Origin of the sequence: Taylorella asinigenitalis ATCC 700933, from assembly GCF_000687755.1 — a bacterium.
Classification (GTDB): Bacteria; Pseudomonadota; Gammaproteobacteria; order Burkholderiales; family Burkholderiaceae_B; genus Taylorella; species Taylorella asinigenitalis.
In genome coordinates this window covers 20,440-36,615 of the sequence record NZ_JHXN01000003.1, presented here as the reverse complement: position 1 = coordinate 36,615, position 16,176 = coordinate 20,440, and the positions used below count along the sequence as shown (strand labels likewise).

Below are 16,176 nucleotides of genomic sequence, written 5' to 3'. Positions count from 1 at the left end.
AATATAAAATAATCGATTACTTTAAAATAGTTTAAGATTTAGCTTTTTAGAGATTATTTTACTATATGAGCTTATTTAATAGGTGCTTAGCTTAGTAACTTAAAATATGGCTTATGTGTTTTAAGGGACAAGTTATGGATTTTTATGAATTGATTAGAAACCAAAAAACTGTCCGAGACATTTTTCCTATTACTAATCTAAACCGTCTATTAGAAGATTATCCAGATCAGCATACGAATTCTTTTGTTGATTGGTCAGTGACTGGCATTCCTGATAGGGTGGGTATATCTGAGGCACATAAGTTAATTAACCTTTCAATTAAAGTTACTCCTAGACTTATTTGTCAGCGTTGTAATAAATATTTTGATTTCCCTTTAGAAATTGAATCTACCCTTGAAGTTGTCTCAAGTCTTTCAGATTTAGAGGCTGATGTAGATACATCTGGAGAAATATCCGATTACGAGCATGATAAAATACTGGCCTCTCAAGCTCAAGATATGGTTTCATTTATAGAAGACGAAATCCTTCTTAATATTCCGTATATTCCTAAGCACGAGACATGTCCTGATGGGATGGGTGTATTATCTAATTTAACTGAAAGTAATCTTTCTTCTAAAGAATCACCCTTTGCTATTTTAAAGAAGCTTAAAAAAAATTAACTACTGGAGTCATAAATGGCTGTTCAACAAAATAAGAAAACACCTTCAAAAAGAGGGATGCACCGTTCACACGATTATTTAACTAATCCTCCAACAGCGGTTGATCCAACTTCAGGTGAAGTTCATTTGCGCCATCATATCAGCCCTAATGGCATGTATCGTGGCCGTAAAGTATTAAAAACTAAAAACGACGAGTAATTTATTCCGCTCATTGTAGGTTTGCAGTGATTAGGATCGCTATTGACTGTATGGGCGGGGATAATGGTATCTCCGTTACAGTTCCAGCAGCAGTGAGGTTTGCACATCGCATAGCTGATGTGCACTTTTTGCTAGTGGGCGATGAAACAAAAATAAAAAAATCCTTGAATCACAGTAAACCTCGTGACCCAAATCAATTTGAGATTATCCCCTGTAATGAAGTAATTACAGGAGAAGATGCTGTCGAATCAGCCCTTAGACATAAGAAGGGCTCGACTATGCATGTGGCTATAAATTTGGTTAGTGAACAAAAAGCCGATGCTTGTATTTCTGCCGGAAATACTGGAGCACTTATGGCTATATCTCGTTTGATATTAAAAACATTAGATGGTATAAAAAGACCAGCCATTGCCTCAGCAATTCCTAATATTTCTGGGGGTGGCACATATGTGCTTGATCTTGGGGCAAATGTGGATTGTACCCCTCAGCATCTGCAGCAATTTGCAATTATGGGCACCGCACTTGTTCAAGCTATTGAAGAAATAGATAATCCTACACTAGGTCTTTTAAATATAGGTCACGAAACACATAAAGGAAACGATGTGGTTCGAAAAACTTATTCTCTATTGCAAGAGTCTGGGCTTAACTTTATCGGGAACGTTGAGGGCGATGACATTTTCAAAAGTAAATGTAATGTTGTTGTTTGTGATGGATTTGTGGGTAATGTTATGCTTAAGACATCTGAAGGTTTGGCTAAGATGATTAGCCAAAAATTAAAAAAACGTTTCCTCCATTCCTTTTTCACTAAATTAATCGCATTTATAGCTAAACCTGTTTTATCTAAGTTTAAAGAAGAAGTAGATAATCGCAGATATAACGGGGCAGTTTTCTTAGGACTAAAAGGTGTTGTAGTCAAAAGCCATGGCTCAGCTGATTCTTTAGCTTTTAAACATGCGATATATAAAGCATATTCAGCCATAAAATTCGATATCCTTAATAAAATTAGCGTTAAGGTTGGCGAGTTGCAGTCCACAGAAGTTAGTGAACAAATTTCAAATAATACTGAACACGCTTAATTGGTATCAGGTTTTGGAGATATAAACTTATGGTTTATTCAAAAATTCTTGGTTCTGGAAGTGCATTGCCAGAACTAATAGTGTCCAATGATGACTTAGCTGAAAGATTAGCTAAAGATGGCATTGAAACATCTGACGAGTGGATAAATTCACGAACTGGTATTTCTCAACGATATATTGCATCAGAGTCTGAAACTACCTCAAGCTTGGCTACTAAAGCTGCTAAATTAGCTCTTGAGGATTCGAACATAAATCCAGAAGAAATCGATCTTATAGTTTTAGGAACCTCGACCCCAGATTTTATTTTCCCAAGTACAGCATGTCTTATTCAAGCGAATTTAGGTATTGAACACGGAGCTGCTTTTGATGTTCAAGCGGTTTGTAGCGGCTTTTTATATGCCCTTACAGTCGCAGATAATTTTATAAAAGCTGGTTCCTCTAAAACGGCCCTTGTTATTGGGGCAGACACATTAACAAAAATTCTTGATTGGAAGGACCGCAGGACTTGTGTCTTATTTGGTGATGGGGCAGGTGCTGTAGTTTTAAAAGCTTCGGATGAACCAGGGATCATTGCCACCCAATTAAATGCTATGGGCTCACTTAATAATATTTTAAATACTCCAGGAAATATTCGGCATGGAGAGATAGTAGGTGATCCGTTTTTAAGAATGGATGGACAGGCTGTATTTAAACAAGCGGTTACAAAATTAGAAAAGTCTGCTTTAGAAATCTGCGAGAAGGCTGGTGTAAAACCTAGTGAAATCGATTGGTTTATACCTCATCAGGCAAATGCTCGAATTATTTCTAGTTTAGCCCGTAAGTTAGAATTGCCTGAAGAGAGAGTTGTTATGACTGTTTCGGAGCATGCAAATACATCTGCAGCTAGTGTGCCATTAGCATTAGATTATGCGAGAAAGCAAGGTCTAATAAAACCTGGACATCTTGCAATGCTTCAAGGTGTAGGTGGTGGGTTCACATGGGGCTCTGCCCTAGTTAAGTTTTAAAGGATTATTATGAAAATTGCGATTGTATTCCCAGGGCAGGGTTCTCAAGCTATAGGTATGTTGGATTCATGGTCAGATAATGGTGTCGTTCAAGAAGTTCTTAAAACCGCTAGTGAGGCCCTAGGACAGGACATTGCCACCCTAATACATGAAGGTCCTGAACACGATTTGAATTTAACAACAAATACTCAACCAGTTATGCTTGCTTCATCATATGCTTTATATAAGGCATATGTGGAGGCGGGATTGCCATTGCCAGAAGTTATGGCAGGGCATAGTTTAGGCGAGTATACGGCATTGGCAGCGGCGGATGTTTTTAAATTAGAAGATGCTCTAAAAATTGTTAGAGTTAGGGCGGATTCTATGCAAGCTGTTGTACCTGTAGGTGCTGGGGGTATGGCTGCGATAATTGGACTATCAGACGAAAAAGTTGTTGATATTTGTAGGCGTGTGTCAGAGCAATCAGGAGAGATTGTTGAGGCCGTAAATTTTAATGCTCCATCGCAAGTAGTGATTGCTGGACATAAAGTAGCTGTTGTGACTGCATGCGAAATTTGCAAACAAGAAGGGGCAAAAAGGGCCGTGGTATTGCCAGTGTCTGCACCATTTCATTCATCTTTGCTAGAACCTGCAGCCATGAAACTTTCAGAGGAATTAAGTAAGTTCAAATTAAATGTACCGAAGATACCAGTTATTAATAATGTGGACGTATCTATTAAAGAATCTGAAAAAGACTTAGTTGATGCCCTTGTCAGACAAGCATGGCATCCTGTGCGTTGGGTTGAAACTATGCAAAAAATGTCTGATTTGGGGGTCACTCATGTTATAGAATGTGGTCCTGGAAAAGTATTAACTAATCTGGCTAAACGTATATTGCCAGAGGTTGAGGTATTCACATTGAATACACCAAGTGATTTAGAAAATTTGAAAAATGTTTTATCTTAAGGTGCTTAAATGAATAATGAATTAAAAGACAAAATTGCACTTGTAACTGGAGCTAGTCGCGGAATTGGTGAAGCTATCGCATTGGAATTAGCTAGTAGAGGAGCTAGAGTTATTGGAACAGCTACAAGTGAATCAGGTGCTAAGCAAATTACTGAAAAACTCTCAGAATTCGGCGGTGAAGGAAAGGTATTAAATGTAACCGATGCGGCTGCTAGTGAAGAATTAGTAAAAGAAATCGTCGAAATGGGTGGTCCACATATTCTTGTTAATAATGCTGGTATCACTCGAGATAATCTTATTATGCGTATGAAAGATGAGGAGTGGGACGATATTATTCAGACCAATTTGACTGCAGTTTTTAGATTATCTCGTGCTGTTGTCAGACCTATGATGAAAGCTAGAGATGGCAGAATTATTAATATCACTTCAGTTGTTGGTATGACAGGAAATATTGGTCAGGCAAATTATGCTGCAGCTAAAGCTGGAGTGGCTGGTATGACTAGATCTTTAGCTCGAGAATTAGGTAGTAGAAATATAACAGTTAATTGTGTAGCTCCAGGGTTTATCGACACAGCTATGACTAGAGCTTTGGGTGATGAAGCGGCTCAAAAATTAATCAGTCAGATTCCTCTTGGTCGTCTTGGGTCAGTTAAGGATATAGCTTATGCTGTTGCCTTCTTAGCTAGTCCTTATGCAGGATATATTACGGGTGAAACAATTAACGTTAATGGCGGTATGTTTATAGGGTAGTTTTATTTTTAAATTAAACCTTTTTTTCATATAATACACTTTAATTTTGTAAAATTAGTTATTTTTATTTGGGACTTCCCACTTTGGAGATTTAAATGAGCATTGAACAACGTGTTAAAAAAATCGTTGCGAAACAACTAGGTTTAAACGAAGATGAAATCAAAAACGAGTCTTCTTTTTTGGATGATCTAGGAGCTGACTCACTTGATATGGTTGAATTGGTTATGGCTTTCGAAGACGAATTCGAAAACACAATTACTGATGAGCAAGCTGAAACTATTACTACAGTTCAGAACGCTATCGACTTTATCGAGAATAACTCTAAACAGTAATTACTGTTGGGTGGAATAGTTCTGACAAATTGAGAAATTCTTAGAAAATTTCTTAAAGCGTTTTTGTAAAGTAGCTTTTCATGTTGCTTTACAAGACGCTTTTTTTATATAAGGAGCATATGTGAAAAAACGCGTAGTAATAACAGGTCTCGGTTTAGTAACTCCTGTGGGAAATGATGTTAAGTCCTCATGGGAAAATATTGTTGCAGGTAAATCTGGCGTAACAAAAATTACTCGTTTTGATGCAATTGCATTCAGCTCTCAAATTGCAGCTGAAGTAAAAGATTTTGATCCATCTCTATATATTCCAGCTAAGGAAATAAAGCAGATGGATACATTTATTCATTATGGTCTTGCAGCTTCTTTTGAAGCATGGAAAGATTCAGGGCTAGAAGTTACAGAGCAAAACGCTCATCGCATTGGTGCAATCGTGAGTTCTGGTATTGGAGGTCTTCAAAGAATTGAGGCTACTCAAACAGAATATCTTGAAAAAGGTCCACGAAGAATTTCACCATTTTTCGTTCCTGCTTCTTTGATTAATTTGGTTTCTGGGCATTTAACTATAAAACTTGGAATAACTGGCCCTAGCTATGCAATTGTCTCTGCATGTGCGACAGGTGTTCATTCAATCGGTGACGCAGCAAGATTGATTGAATACGGTGATGCGGACGTTATGATTGCTGGTGGTGCAGAATCTACTGTTTCCCCATTAGGTATTGGTGGGTTTGCGGCTATGAGGGCATTGTCAACAAGAAATGATGACCCTGCTACAGCTTCTCGTCCGTGGGATGTGGATCGAGATGGTTTTGTGTTAGGCGAAGGGGCTGGTGTCGTTGTTCTTGAAGAATACGAACATGCGGTTGCACGCGGTGCAAAAATATATGCGGAATTTGCTGGATATGGCATGAGTTCTGATGCTCATCATATAACTGCTCCAAGTATGGAAGGTCCTGCACTTGGGGTTAGAAATGCATTGAAGAATGCTCATATCAATCCTGAACAAATTAACTACGTTAATGCTCATGGAACTTCAACTCCTCTTGGAGATAAAAATGAAACTGAAGCACTTAAACTTGCTTTAGGTGATCATGCATATAAAACAGTAGTTAATTCAACTAAGTCTATGACTGGTCATTTGCTAGGTGCTGCAGGTGGTATTGAGACAGTATTTGCTACTCTTGCTGTAAAAAATCAAGTTTCACCACCAACTATAAATATATTCAATCAAGACCCTGCATGTGATCTTGATTACTGTCCAAATGAAGCACGTGATCTTAGTATTAATTATGCATTATCAAATTCGTTTGGTTTTGGTGGTACTAATTGTTCTGTTGTTATTAAAAAATTCTAATGAATGGGGAAGCTATAAATTACGGTGTTTTGCAAGATAACTGGGAAGTTAATTGCTCAGTCGGATTAAAGCCAATTCACCATTATTTTTTAGCCTCTCTAATTTTTCTTACTCTATTAGGATTTGTGGGGTTAGTCTACTCACTATGTATAGCACTGCTTTATGTAAAAAGTATCCATAATTCATTCAGACTAAGACCACTAAAATTTCAAATTCGTCCCTCTCATATTTCTCAAATTTGCCCACCTAATGGTGTGGTAGATATTGCAAAAGTGGATTTTTATCAAATATGCTTTCATATCCAATATAAGTTTAGAAATAGGATGCAAAGTTTTTATCTATTTCATTGGGATATTGATAGGAATTCATGGAGAAGGCTTAGAGTACTTTTAATAAATAAAAATAATTACCTTTGATTTCAAATTAAAAATTTTTTAACTTTCCAACATTAGACTATTAGCAACAGACAATTTTTAAAAACAAGGATAATTATGAAATTCCAAAAATTACCAATATATGCATTATTACTTGGTGCTTTGGTTTCAGCACCTGCTATTTCACAGAATTCTTCATCCTCTACTAGTTCATGGGGTACACCTGCACAAACTGAAACAGATGCTCTTACGAAATTCCCTGCACAATCAACTAATTTAGGACTTCCCGACTTTACTAAAGTTGTAGAAAAAACCGAAAATAGTGTAGTTAACATACGTACCATGGAAACTATTAGCTCACGAGGTAGAGGCCGTTCGGGTCCAGGTTGGTCTTTCCAAGGTGATCCAGACGCAGAAGAGTTTTTCGAATTTTTCTTTGGGCCTGATTTCTTTCCTGAACCATTTTCAAAACGATTTGGTCCAGGACCAAATGACAGAGATTCTGATAAATCAAGACCTAAAAAAGGTGATCGTCAGGTTCCGAGCGGAGTAGGTTCTGGATTTATTATTTCTAAAGACGGCTATATCATTACAAATGACCATGTAGTTGATAGAGCAGATAAAGTTATAGTTACATTAAATAACGGTAAAGAATACGATGCAGAAGTAGTTGGTACTGATAAACGTACTGACCTTGCTCTTATTAAAATTGACGCAAAAGATCTAGAGCCTATTGAGATAGGTAATTCAGATGCACTCAAAAAAGGTCAATGGGTTTTGGCTATTGGATCTCCATATGATTTGGAGTCCACTGTTACTTCAGGCATAGTTAGTGCCATAAATCGTGATACGGGCGATTACCTACCATTTATCCAAACTGACGTTGCGATTAACCCAGGTAATTCAGGCGGCCCTTTAATTGATTTAGAAGGAAAAGTTGTAGGGGTCAATAGTCAAATCTACACCAGAAGTGGTGGTTCAATGGGTATTTCGTTTTCTATACCTATTAATGAAGCTATTAATGTAATCAACCAATTGAAGGATACAGGTACTGTTGAAAGAAGCCGAATTGGTGTTGCAATAGGACCTCTTCAAGAAGATGTTTATAAAGCTTTAGGTCTACCTAATGATAAAGGTGCATTAGTAAGTAGTGTTGAGCGTGATGGTCCAGCGGATAAAGCTGGTATTCGTGCGGGTGATGTTATTTTAAAATTTGATGGTAAAACTATAAATAAATGGACTGATTTGCCTCGTATGGTTGGACAAACTAAACCAGGAAAAAAAACAGACATTGAAATTTTCCGTCGAGGTAAATATGAGACCTTGTCTGTGACCGTAGAAGCCATTGAATCTAAAGGCATCAAATCTAAAAAAACAAAAAAACCTGAAGTTAAACAAGAAAATAAACTGGGGTTATCAGTTGAAGCTTTAGATAAAAAACAACGTGAAAATTTAAATATTAATGGTGGTGTCTTAGTTTATGACCTTACAGATGAAGCTAAAGAAGCCGGCTTTATGAAAAACGATATTATTTTGACAGTTAATAATGTTGATATTTCTACTGTAGAAGGTTTTAACGAAGTAGCTAAAGACCTACCTAAAGATAAAGTTGTTGCTGTATTGGTGCTTCGTGATAAAATGACACAGTGGATAACTACTAAACCAAACAAGTAGTCTTTCCCTAACTTAAACTGTTTGACCTCGATTAAGTTCACTTAGTCGAGGTTTTAAATTTTTATTTATCCGCACAAATTGCATGCAAAATATACGAAACTTCTCAATTATTGCCCATATTGACCACGGAAAATCAACACTTGCAGATAGGCTTATTCAAAAAACTGGGGGCCTTGCTGATCGTGAAATGTCTGCTCAAGTTCTAGATTCTATGGATATCGAGAGGGAGAGAGGTATTACTATTAAAGCTCAAACGGCCACATTAAACTATAAGGCCAAAGACGGCAAAGACTATATCCTAAATATTATTGATACTCCTGGTCACGTGGATTTCTCTTATGAAGTAAGTCGTTCATTATCAGCCTGTGAAGGGGCTTTGCTAGTTGTTGATGCTACCCAAGGTGTTGAGGCTCAAACGGTTGCTAATTGTTATACGGCTATTGATTTAGGTGTTGAAGTTATACCAGTCTTAAATAAAATGGACCTTCCTTCAGCTCAACCCGAAGAAGCTAGAGCTGAAATCGAAGATGTTATTGGTATAGATGCTTCTGACGCAGTGTTAGCTAGTGCTAAAACAGGACAGGGTATAGATGAAATACTTGAAGTTATCGTAAATAAAGTACCACCCCCGAAAGGCAATACAGGAGCACCTCTTCAAGCATTAATAATAGACTCATGGTTTGATAACTATGTGGGAGTAGTTATGCTTATACGCATAGTTAATGGCACTATCAAACCAAAAGATAAGATTACTTTTATGGCTACACAAGCCAATCATCTAGTAGAGCAATTAGGCGTTTTTACACCTAAATCACAACCAAGAAATTCTCTTTCTGCTGGTGAGGTTGGATTCTTAATTACGGGAATTAAGGATTTAGCTCACGCAAAAGTGGGTGATACTATCACTCATACACAAAATCCAGCAGCGGAATCATTGCCAGGGTTTAAAGAAGTTAAGCCACAGGTTTTTGCAGGTCTTTACCCTGTAGAGAGTAGTGAATATGATCAGCTTAGAGACTCTTTAGAGAAATTAAAACTTAACGATGCATCTCTACAATTTGAACCAGAGGTCTCACAAGCTCTAGGTTTTGGTTTTAGATGCGGCTTTCTTGGGCTTTTGCATATGGAAATTGTCCAAGAGAGGCTTGAGCGTGAATTTGATATGGATCTTATTACTACAGCACCGTCTGTAGTTTATGAGGTCGTTAAAAATAACGGTGAAGTTCTCTATATTGATAGCCCTTCTCGTATGCCCGATCAGGGGACTATACAGGAGATTCGCGAACCTATAGTTAATGTAACTTTGTTTATGCCACAAGACTATGTTGGTCCAGTTATGACTCTTTGCAATAATAAACGCGGTATTCAAAGAGATATGAATTATCACGGACGACAAGTGCATTTGCATTATGAAATTCCATTAGCAGAGATTGTGTTAGATTTCTTCGATAAATTAAAATCCATCTCTAGAGGCTATGCTTCTATGGATTATGAATTTTTAGAGTATCGCTCAGCAGATGTGGTTCGTGTGGATTTGCTTATAAATGGCGATAAAGTTGATGCACTATCTATGATTGTTCATAGAGCTTCAGCTCGTTTTAAAGGGCGTGAAGTGGTCTCTAAAATGCGAGGATTGATTCCCCGTCAGATGTATGATGTAGCAGTACAAGCGGCGATTGGGGCGGAGATCATTGCCAGAGAAAATGTAAAAGCATTAAGAAAAAATGTGCTTGCTAAATGTTATGGCGGGGACATAACAAGGAAGAAAAAGTTACTTGAGAAACAAAAGGCAGGAAAAAAACGCATGAAACAAGTGGGCAGTGTTGAGATTCCTCAGGAGGCGTTTTTGGCCATTCTTCAAGTTGAGGATAAATAATGGATTTGATTTTTTTAATTTTAGTTATTGTAACTTTTACTGCTAGGGCATTAGAAAAATATGTTTTAAGGCCTAGACGTGTGAAATTGTATGGAGCCGAAGCAGATAAATATTCAAATGGGTTGCTCAACTATGTGGGTAGTTTATTTGGATTGGTATTTTTCATATTTATATTGCGGGCATTTGTAGTTGAACCGTTTAGAATTCCTTCGGGGTCTATGCTTCCAACTTTACAAAGTGGAGATTTTATTCTCGTTAATAAATTTAAGTATGGCTTGAGACTGCCTATAATTCACCAAAAAATTATTCCTATAGGTAGTCCAGAAAGAGGGGATATTGTAGTTTTTAGATATCCATTAAATACAAAACAAGACTATATCAAAAGAATTATAGGCTTGCCTGGGGATACAGTTAGATACGAAAACAAGCAACTTTATGTTAACGGAGAGGCTATTGCCACAGAAGCAATTGGTCCTTATATAAATCCTGAGCAGCAATCTGGAAATCCTGAGAGACATAAGGAGAAGCTATTTGGTGTAGAACATGATATTTTGCAGATGCCTGGTTTATATTCGATACAGCCTATAGAGCAATTCGAAAATTTTAGTTCCTGCAAATATTTTGGACAAGCAGCTGTAGAATGTGAGGTACCAAAAGGTTACTATTATGTTATGGGCGATAATCGCGATAATAGCTTAGATAGTAGATTCTGGGGGTTTGTTCCTGATAAATATCTTGCTGGTGAAGCATTTTATATTTGGTTGAATTTAGGGGATTTTGACCGCATTGGCTCAATAAAATAGCATGAAATTAACTAAACTTCAGAAAAAGTTAAATTACTCATTTAAGGATGTGCAACTTCTAAATAGAGCTTTGACTCATAGAAGCTACAGTTCTACTCATAATGAGCGACTGGAATTTTTGGGAGACTCAATTCTTAACTTTTCTGTAGCTTCTATATTATTTAAAAAACTCAAGGATCAGGCTGAGGGTGATCTCACACGTATTAGAGCAAGTTACGTTAATCAAGATACTTTAGCTAAAATCGCTCAAAACTTGGAATTACCAGACCTAATTCATCTAGGAGAGGGTGAGCTAAAAAGTGGTGGTTTTAGAAGGCCATCTATTCTTGCTGATGCAGTTGAGGCTATATTTGGAGCTATTTATATAGACAGCGGAATACTTGAGGCTCAAAAGGTGGTAGAGAGTATTTATGAGCCACTTATGAAGGATGTTGATTTTTCAACTTTAGGTAGAGATTCTAAGACACTTTTGCAAGAGTTTGTGCAGGCGAAAAAGGTACCATTGCCAACATATAAAGTTTTGAACATTTCTGGTGCTGCACATGATCAAGAATTTGAAGTTGAGTGTTCGGTTGAACTTTACGATATTTCTGCTCAAGCTGTTGGATCAAGCAGAAGGTCAGCCGAGCAAGCGGCTGCGACTATTGTTTTAGAGAAACTAAAAAAAATAAAATCATTTTCAAAAAAATCCTCCAGTAAACTTAGAAAAGTCACTCAACTTACATTGCCAGTGGCAGTTGAACAAGATGCAAAATAGCAGCAAAAAAACGGGATTTATTGCAGTTGTTGGTCGTCCAAATGTAGGTAAATCTACATTAATGAATGCACTGATCGACAGTAAAATTTCTATTGTTTCAAGAAAAGCTCAAACCACTAGACATCGTATTCATGGGGTTCTTACAAAGGATGAGATTCAATATATTTTTGTTGATACACCTGGTTTTCAGACCCGTCATGGCGGAACTATGAACAATATGATGAATCGTGTGGTTACGACTACTCTTAATGATGTGGATGTAGTATTGCATGTGGTTGAGGCGGGTAAATGGAATGATGGAGATGCACAAATATTGCCACTGTTACCTAAGGGTAAACCTACGATTCTAGTTCTAAGCAAAGTGGATTTAGTAAAGGATAAAAATTCGCTTTTTACCTTCACCTCAGATATTTTAAAAAATCACGCTTATGATGCGGTGGTACCTGTGAGCTCAGAAAAAGGTATTCAGCTTGATGCTTTGCTTGATGAGATAAAAGAGCGACTTCCTCATGGAGAACATCTTTTTGATGAAGAGGCGATAACCGATAGAAGCATAAAATTTATAGCTTCTGAAATCATACGAGAGAAAATTTTTCGACTTGTAGGGGATGAGCTGCCGTACGAGTGTACAGTGGTTATAGAAAAATGGGATGAGAGCCCAAGTGGTGTAACGATAAACGCTTGTATACTTGTTGAGCGAGAAAATCACAAGCCTATCTTATTAGGGTCTAAAGGGATGCATATGAAACGCATTGCCACAGAATCTAGGCAGGATATTTCAAAGCTTATTGAAAAGCCCGTATTTCTTGAAATTTTTATTAAGGTGCGAAAAGGTTGGTCTAATAAAGAGGCTCAACTTCGGAACCTTGGGTATGAGTAATGTTTATGCCTGAGGAAATCGCCAAACCCGAGGCTGACGGTAAGCCTGAGGAAATCGCCAAACCCGAGGCTTATGCTTCGTCCTTCGCATCACACACGCCCCTCACGCCTTCCTCATCTCTTGCATCCACCGCTCCCCACACACATGCTCATAAAAAACGCGTTTCCGATGCGCAGGCCTTTTCACTCCAATGCATTTCATGGAGCGAGCATTCTCTTATCGTAACCTTGTTTTCGCGAGAATATGGACTTATCGCAGGCGTTGCCAAAAGTGCTAAGCGCCCTTATTCTGTGCTTAGGCCCATAAGTGCTCATTTTCAGCCTCTCCGCGTTTCATGGAGTGGAACGGGTGAAATTAAAACTATTACTCGCGTTGAGACAGACGGTTTTATTAATTTGTCATCTGAGAATTTGATGTCGGCTTGGTATTTGAATGAGCTGATATTAAGGGGCATTGCCAAAGAGGATCCGCATGAGAGGCTTTATGATTATTATGTGCATGCTCTTAATGATTTAGCGGCACATGTAGATGCACGTACTGTTTTAAGGCGTTTTGAGTGGCAATGGCTATGCGAAACAGGTTACGGCTTTGATACGCCTGAACCAGATTTTTCTGACTTAGAAAAAGAGCCTGAATTGCGTAAACAACTCAGGCTCAAAATTGCTAATGTTTTGAATCGAACCTCACTAAATGTGCGAGAGAATCATAACCATCTATCCCGATTAATCACTACTAGAAGTAAAACCGAAGATACTCAATAAGTTTGCGAAGATATTATATAGGCTAATAAATATACTTAGAGTAGCCATAATATAGTTAGTCTCTCCGCCGTTAATTATTCTTTGAACATCAATTAGTAGATATAAAGAACAAATCACAACTACTAATGTAGATAAAGCCAAAGCCAAAGCTGGAATCATAAAGAAAATGTTTGCGATAGCTGCGATAATACATGCAATCAATCCTATAAACAAAAACTTAGCCATAAAGGTCAAGTCTTTTTTAATCACTGATGCAAGAGCTGCCATAACAAAGAATATGCCTGCAGTGGAAGCAAATGCATATAGCATAAGTGTAGGGCCATTAGATAGTTGCAATATGCTGCTTACTAGATTGCTTAAAGTCAATCCCATAAAGAATGTGAAACCCAATAAGAAAGCTACACCTACAGCGGAATTACGGTTTTTAACGACCAAAAACATAAGACCATATGCACCAATCATAAAGATGGCAAATTGCATAAAGGCACCCATTCCTTGGAATAGGTTAAGTTGCATCCCTAAAAGTGTACCAAGAGCAGCAACACCAATAGAAATTGCAAGCAAAACATAAGTTTGGCTTAGAACTTTGTTCTTAACCGAAGCAGAAACAGTACCACCATTTCCGCGGAAGGTATCCTGAGAAAGTGTATCAGAAGGCCTTTCAAAAGAAGGTCTACCAAAATTTTTCATGTGATCTCCAAATTATTGATTTGATTAAGTTTACTATAAAATTTTGATAATTTTTATTATGGTAATCGAACGTTAATTTTTCTTATATTTGAACTCGTGAAATTTAATTTCATGGCCCGCAGATTTATATTTTTGTAAACGTGCTCTACCCATTTCCTTAGATTTGGAGTCATTTAGAACAAATTCAAGAACCATGGGAAATAGAGATATATCCTCAATAAAATCCTCGCTTAGATTTATGAGCAAGTTTGGCTTCGGATTAAGCTTAGAGGCCCATTTAGCGATATCCTCGTCGCATATTATGATGCGTGCGGGGATAATCATCTCATCCCCTGCGAAATAGTGGGGGATAAATGAGGTCTTATCAATACCCCACAATCCCTCACTAAATTTTGTGGCAATATTTACGTCTCTGCAAAATACCAATATGCTTTGACCCTTTTGGTGTTGTTTACTCACGGAGTTTACAGACATAATAAGAGTGTCTTCTATGCTCCTTGCCCCGTGAGCAACAAAAATTTCAGCCACTAGTTTTGGCCTAATAAATATGCCATCAAAAGAGAAACTGGACGTCCAGTGGCACCTTTGTTTTTGCCGCGATTCCATGCAACTCCAGCAATATCAATATGTGCCCATTTATAATCGCCGATAAATTTCTCTAAAAATGCTGCAGCCACAGCAGATCCAGCAGTGCCATCTCCGATATTTGCACAATCAGCAAAATTGCTTTTTAAATTTTCTGCAAATTGACAATCCAAAGGCATTTTCCATGCACTATCGTTTGCGATATCACCCGCATCAATCAACGCATCTGCAAGATCTTCATCATTTGAGAACACGCCTGCATGAACATGACCTAAAGCTTGAATGATTGCACTTGTTAGGGTGGCAATGTCTATGACTACTTCAGGTTTAAATTTATCTGCATATGTCAATGCATCTGCTAACAATAAACGTCCCTCAGCATCGGTATTCAGAATTTCAATAGTTTTTCCAGACATGCTAGTTACTACATCGCCTGGTTTTGTAGCATAACTACTAGGCATATTTTCAGTAGCTGCAATCACGCCTACAATTTCTCGGTCAAATCCGATTTCGGATACAGCCTTCATAACACCTAATACTGAAGCGGCACCGCACATATCGAACTTCATCTCGTCCATATTTGCTTTATTTTTTAGAGAAATACCACCAGTGTCAAATGTCACACCTTTACCTACAAAGACGATAGGTTTTTTATTTGATTTTTTAGTAGGCGAATATTTGAGAACAATAAGGGCAGGCTCCTCACTAGCACCAGCAGCTACTGATAGGAAAGCACCCATTTTAAGAGTTTCAATTTGTTTGCGTCCCAAAACTTCAACTTTAAGCTCTTTATATTCTTTAGCTAAATCTTTAGCACAATTTCCTAAATAAGTAGGTGTGCAGATATTGCTAGGCAAATCACCTAATTGCATAGTAAGGTGCATCCCATCAGCAATTGCTTTTCCTGTGGCAATGGCCTCCCTTACATCTTTTGTATATTTTTTAGAAATCGTAAATCCGAATTTTTTAAGGACATTATGGTCTGGTGTCTCTTCAAATGTAGTTGTATATTTGTAATTTGAATAATGAACTTTACGTGCAGCTAATATGGTTGCATCTTTAAGAGTAACTTCTTCGTGGTTTTTAAATAAAGCCTCTTCTTCAAGTAAAGTACTAACTCCTTCTTTAATGCTGTACTCTTCCATAAAGCAAGTTACAGCACAGTGTGCATCCTCTAGTGCTTTTATATCGAATTTGTCTTCTTCGCCCATACCTATAAGCACTAGCTTCTCAGCGGCAAACCCTGGTACATCACGCATCATATACGCATCGCCGATTCCGCAACGAAACTCTTTTCTAATTATGTTTTTAATTTCGGCATTATTAGGAAGATCCTTAGAAATAACACCATGTTTTCCATCTTTAAAAACACCAACAAACAATGCTGGTGTTTTGATTTTTAAAATATCTGCTGTATCATGAACGGTGAATTGCATTTCACTCCCCTTTAAAAAAACATAT

17 protein-coding genes are annotated in these 16,176 nt (G+C 37.6%); 14 read left to right on the top strand and 3 right to left on the bottom strand.

The window, feature by feature from the left end; genetic code table 11:
- Positions 1-134 precede the first annotated feature (134 nt).
- The 14 genes from T432_RS0102955 to recO all read left to right on the top strand — a co-directional run bounded on the left by T432_RS0102955 (position 135) and on the right by recO (position 13,440).
- Positions 135-659 (top strand): YceD family protein, encoded by a 525-nt coding sequence (locus T432_RS0102955; RefSeq protein WP_028884114.1) that lies wholly within the window; start codon positions 135-137, stop codon positions 657-659.
- 15 nt (positions 660-674) lie between these two features.
- Entirely contained in the window at positions 675-857 is a 183-nt protein-coding gene (rpmF, locus tag T432_RS0102950) for a 50S ribosomal protein L32 (RefSeq protein ID WP_013522254.1), read from the top strand.
- A gap of 26 nt (positions 858-883) precedes the next feature.
- Entirely contained in the window at positions 884-1,933 is a 1,050-nt protein-coding gene (gene plsX / locus T432_RS0102945) for a phosphate acyltransferase PlsX (protein ID WP_028884113.1), read from the top strand.
- 29 nt (positions 1,934-1,962) lie between these two features.
- Positions 1,963-2,937 (top strand): beta-ketoacyl-ACP synthase III, encoded by a 975-nt coding sequence (locus T432_RS0102940; protein ID WP_028884112.1) that lies wholly within the window; start codon positions 1,963-1,965, stop codon positions 2,935-2,937.
- A 9-nt stretch (positions 2,938-2,946) separates the two neighbouring features.
- The gene (gene fabD, locus T432_RS0102935; protein ID WP_028884111.1) at positions 2,947-3,882 is read left to right on the top strand and encodes an ACP S-malonyltransferase; all 936 of its coding nucleotides are present in this window, start codon (positions 2,947-2,949) and stop codon (positions 3,880-3,882) included.
- A 9-nt stretch (positions 3,883-3,891) separates the two neighbouring features.
- Positions 3,892-4,632 carry a 3-oxoacyl-ACP reductase FabG gene (gene fabG / locus T432_RS0102930; protein ID WP_028884110.1) on the top strand — a complete coding sequence of 247 codons (741 nt, stop codon included), beginning with the start codon at positions 3,892-3,894 and terminating at the stop codon, positions 4,630-4,632.
- Positions 4,633-4,727: 95 nt separating this feature from the next.
- Positions 4,728-4,964, top strand: coding sequence for an acyl carrier protein (gene acpP / locus T432_RS0102925; RefSeq protein ID WP_014111211.1), 237 nt, complete (start codon positions 4,728-4,730; stop codon positions 4,962-4,964).
- Positions 4,965-5,085: 121 nt separating this feature from the next.
- Positions 5,086-6,315, top strand: a complete 1,230-nt coding sequence (gene fabF, locus T432_RS0102920; RefSeq protein WP_028884109.1) for a beta-ketoacyl-ACP synthase II — start codon at positions 5,086-5,088, stop codon at positions 6,313-6,315.
- Between the two features lie 491 nt (positions 6,316-6,806).
- Entirely contained in the window at positions 6,807-8,363 is a 1,557-nt protein-coding gene (locus T432_RS0102910) for a Do family serine endopeptidase (protein WP_028884107.1), read from the top strand.
- A gap of 82 nt (positions 8,364-8,445) precedes the next feature.
- Positions 8,446-10,239, top strand: coding sequence for a translation elongation factor 4 (lepA, locus tag T432_RS0102905; RefSeq protein ID WP_028884106.1), 1,794 nt, complete (start codon positions 8,446-8,448; stop codon positions 10,237-10,239).
- Positions 10,239-11,042, top strand: coding sequence for a signal peptidase I (gene lepB / locus T432_RS0102900; protein WP_028884105.1), 804 nt, complete (start codon positions 10,239-10,241; stop codon positions 11,040-11,042). Before lepA ends, lepB begins: the two co-directional genes overlap by 1 nt.
- Before the next feature lies 1 nt (position 11,043).
- Positions 11,044-11,799: a ribonuclease III gene (gene rnc, locus T432_RS0102895; RefSeq protein ID WP_014111216.1), complete on the top strand. Its 756-nt coding sequence runs from the start codon at positions 11,044-11,046 to the stop codon at positions 11,797-11,799.
- On the top strand, positions 11,789-12,679 hold the full coding sequence (gene era / locus T432_RS0102890; RefSeq protein WP_028884104.1) for a GTPase Era: 891 nt from the start codon (positions 11,789-11,791) through the stop codon (positions 12,677-12,679). Before rnc ends, era begins: the two co-directional genes overlap by 11 nt.
- Positions 12,679-13,440 carry a DNA repair protein RecO gene (recO, locus tag T432_RS07895; RefSeq protein WP_028884103.1) on the top strand — a complete coding sequence of 254 codons (762 nt, stop codon included), beginning with the start codon at positions 12,679-12,681 and terminating at the stop codon, positions 13,438-13,440. The genes era and recO overlap by 1 nt, the downstream gene beginning before the upstream one ends.
- Here recO and T432_RS0102880 read toward each other — a convergent pair.
- The 3 genes from T432_RS0102880 to T432_RS0102870 all read right to left on the bottom strand — a co-directional run bounded on the left by T432_RS0102880 (position 13,402) and on the right by T432_RS0102870 (position 16,151).
- Complete coding sequence (locus T432_RS0102880) at positions 13,402-14,130, bottom strand: Bax inhibitor-1 family protein (RefSeq protein ID WP_028884102.1); 729 nt, start codon at positions 14,128-14,130, stop codon at positions 13,402-13,404. The two genes, recO and T432_RS0102880, sit on opposite strands and share 39 nt — an antisense overlap.
- Positions 14,131-14,202: 72 nt before the next feature.
- Complete coding sequence (locus tag T432_RS0102875; protein ID WP_028884101.1) at positions 14,203-14,658, bottom strand: DNA polymerase III subunit chi; 456 nt, start codon at positions 14,656-14,658, stop codon at positions 14,203-14,205.
- Complete coding sequence (locus T432_RS0102870; protein WP_014111221.1) at positions 14,658-16,151, bottom strand: leucyl aminopeptidase; 1,494 nt, start codon at positions 16,149-16,151, stop codon at positions 14,658-14,660. The genes T432_RS0102875 and T432_RS0102870 overlap by 1 nt, the downstream gene beginning before the upstream one ends.
- Between the last annotated feature and the right edge of the window lie 25 nt (positions 16,152-16,176).

What these genes read in the sequence shown, in the direction of transcription:
- rpmF (WP_013522254.1), top strand. Translation starts at nt 675, where the DNA reads ATGGCTGTTCAACAAAATAAGAAAACACCTTCAAAAAGAGGGATGCAC.
- lepA (WP_028884106.1), top strand. Translation starts at nt 8,446, where the DNA reads ATGCAAAATATACGAAACTTCTCAATTATTGCCCATATTGACCACGGA.
- T432_RS0102955 (WP_028884114.1), top strand. Translation starts at nt 135, where the DNA reads ATGGATTTTTATGAATTGATTAGAAACCAAAAAACTGTCCGAGACATT.
- T432_RS0102940 (WP_028884112.1), top strand. Translation starts at nt 1,963, where the DNA reads ATGGTTTATTCAAAAATTCTTGGTTCTGGAAGTGCATTGCCAGAACTA.
- lepB (WP_028884105.1), top strand. Translation starts at nt 10,239, where the DNA reads ATGGATTTGATTTTTTTAATTTTAGTTATTGTAACTTTTACTGCTAGG.
- fabG (WP_028884110.1), top strand. Translation starts at nt 3,892, where the DNA reads ATGAATAATGAATTAAAAGACAAAATTGCACTTGTAACTGGAGCTAGT.
- T432_RS0102870 (WP_014111221.1), bottom strand. Translation starts at nt 16,151, where the DNA reads ATGCAATTCACCGTTCATGATACAGCAGATATTTTAAAAATCAAAACA.
- T432_RS0102910 (WP_028884107.1), top strand. Translation starts at nt 6,807, where the DNA reads ATGAAATTCCAAAAATTACCAATATATGCATTATTACTTGGTGCTTTG.
- era (WP_028884104.1), top strand. Translation starts at nt 11,789, where the DNA reads ATGCAAAATAGCAGCAAAAAAACGGGATTTATTGCAGTTGTTGGTCGT.
- T432_RS0102880 (WP_028884102.1), bottom strand. Translation starts at nt 14,130, where the DNA reads ATGAAAAATTTTGGTAGACCTTCTTTTGAAAGGCCTTCTGATACACTT.
- recO (WP_028884103.1), top strand. Translation starts at nt 12,679, where the DNA reads ATGTTTATGCCTGAGGAAATCGCCAAACCCGAGGCTGACGGTAAGCCT.
- fabD (WP_028884111.1), top strand. Translation starts at nt 2,947, where the DNA reads ATGAAAATTGCGATTGTATTCCCAGGGCAGGGTTCTCAAGCTATAGGT.
- rnc (WP_014111216.1), top strand. Translation starts at nt 11,044, where the DNA reads ATGAAATTAACTAAACTTCAGAAAAAGTTAAATTACTCATTTAAGGAT.
- acpP (WP_014111211.1), top strand. Translation starts at nt 4,728, where the DNA reads ATGAGCATTGAACAACGTGTTAAAAAAATCGTTGCGAAACAACTAGGT.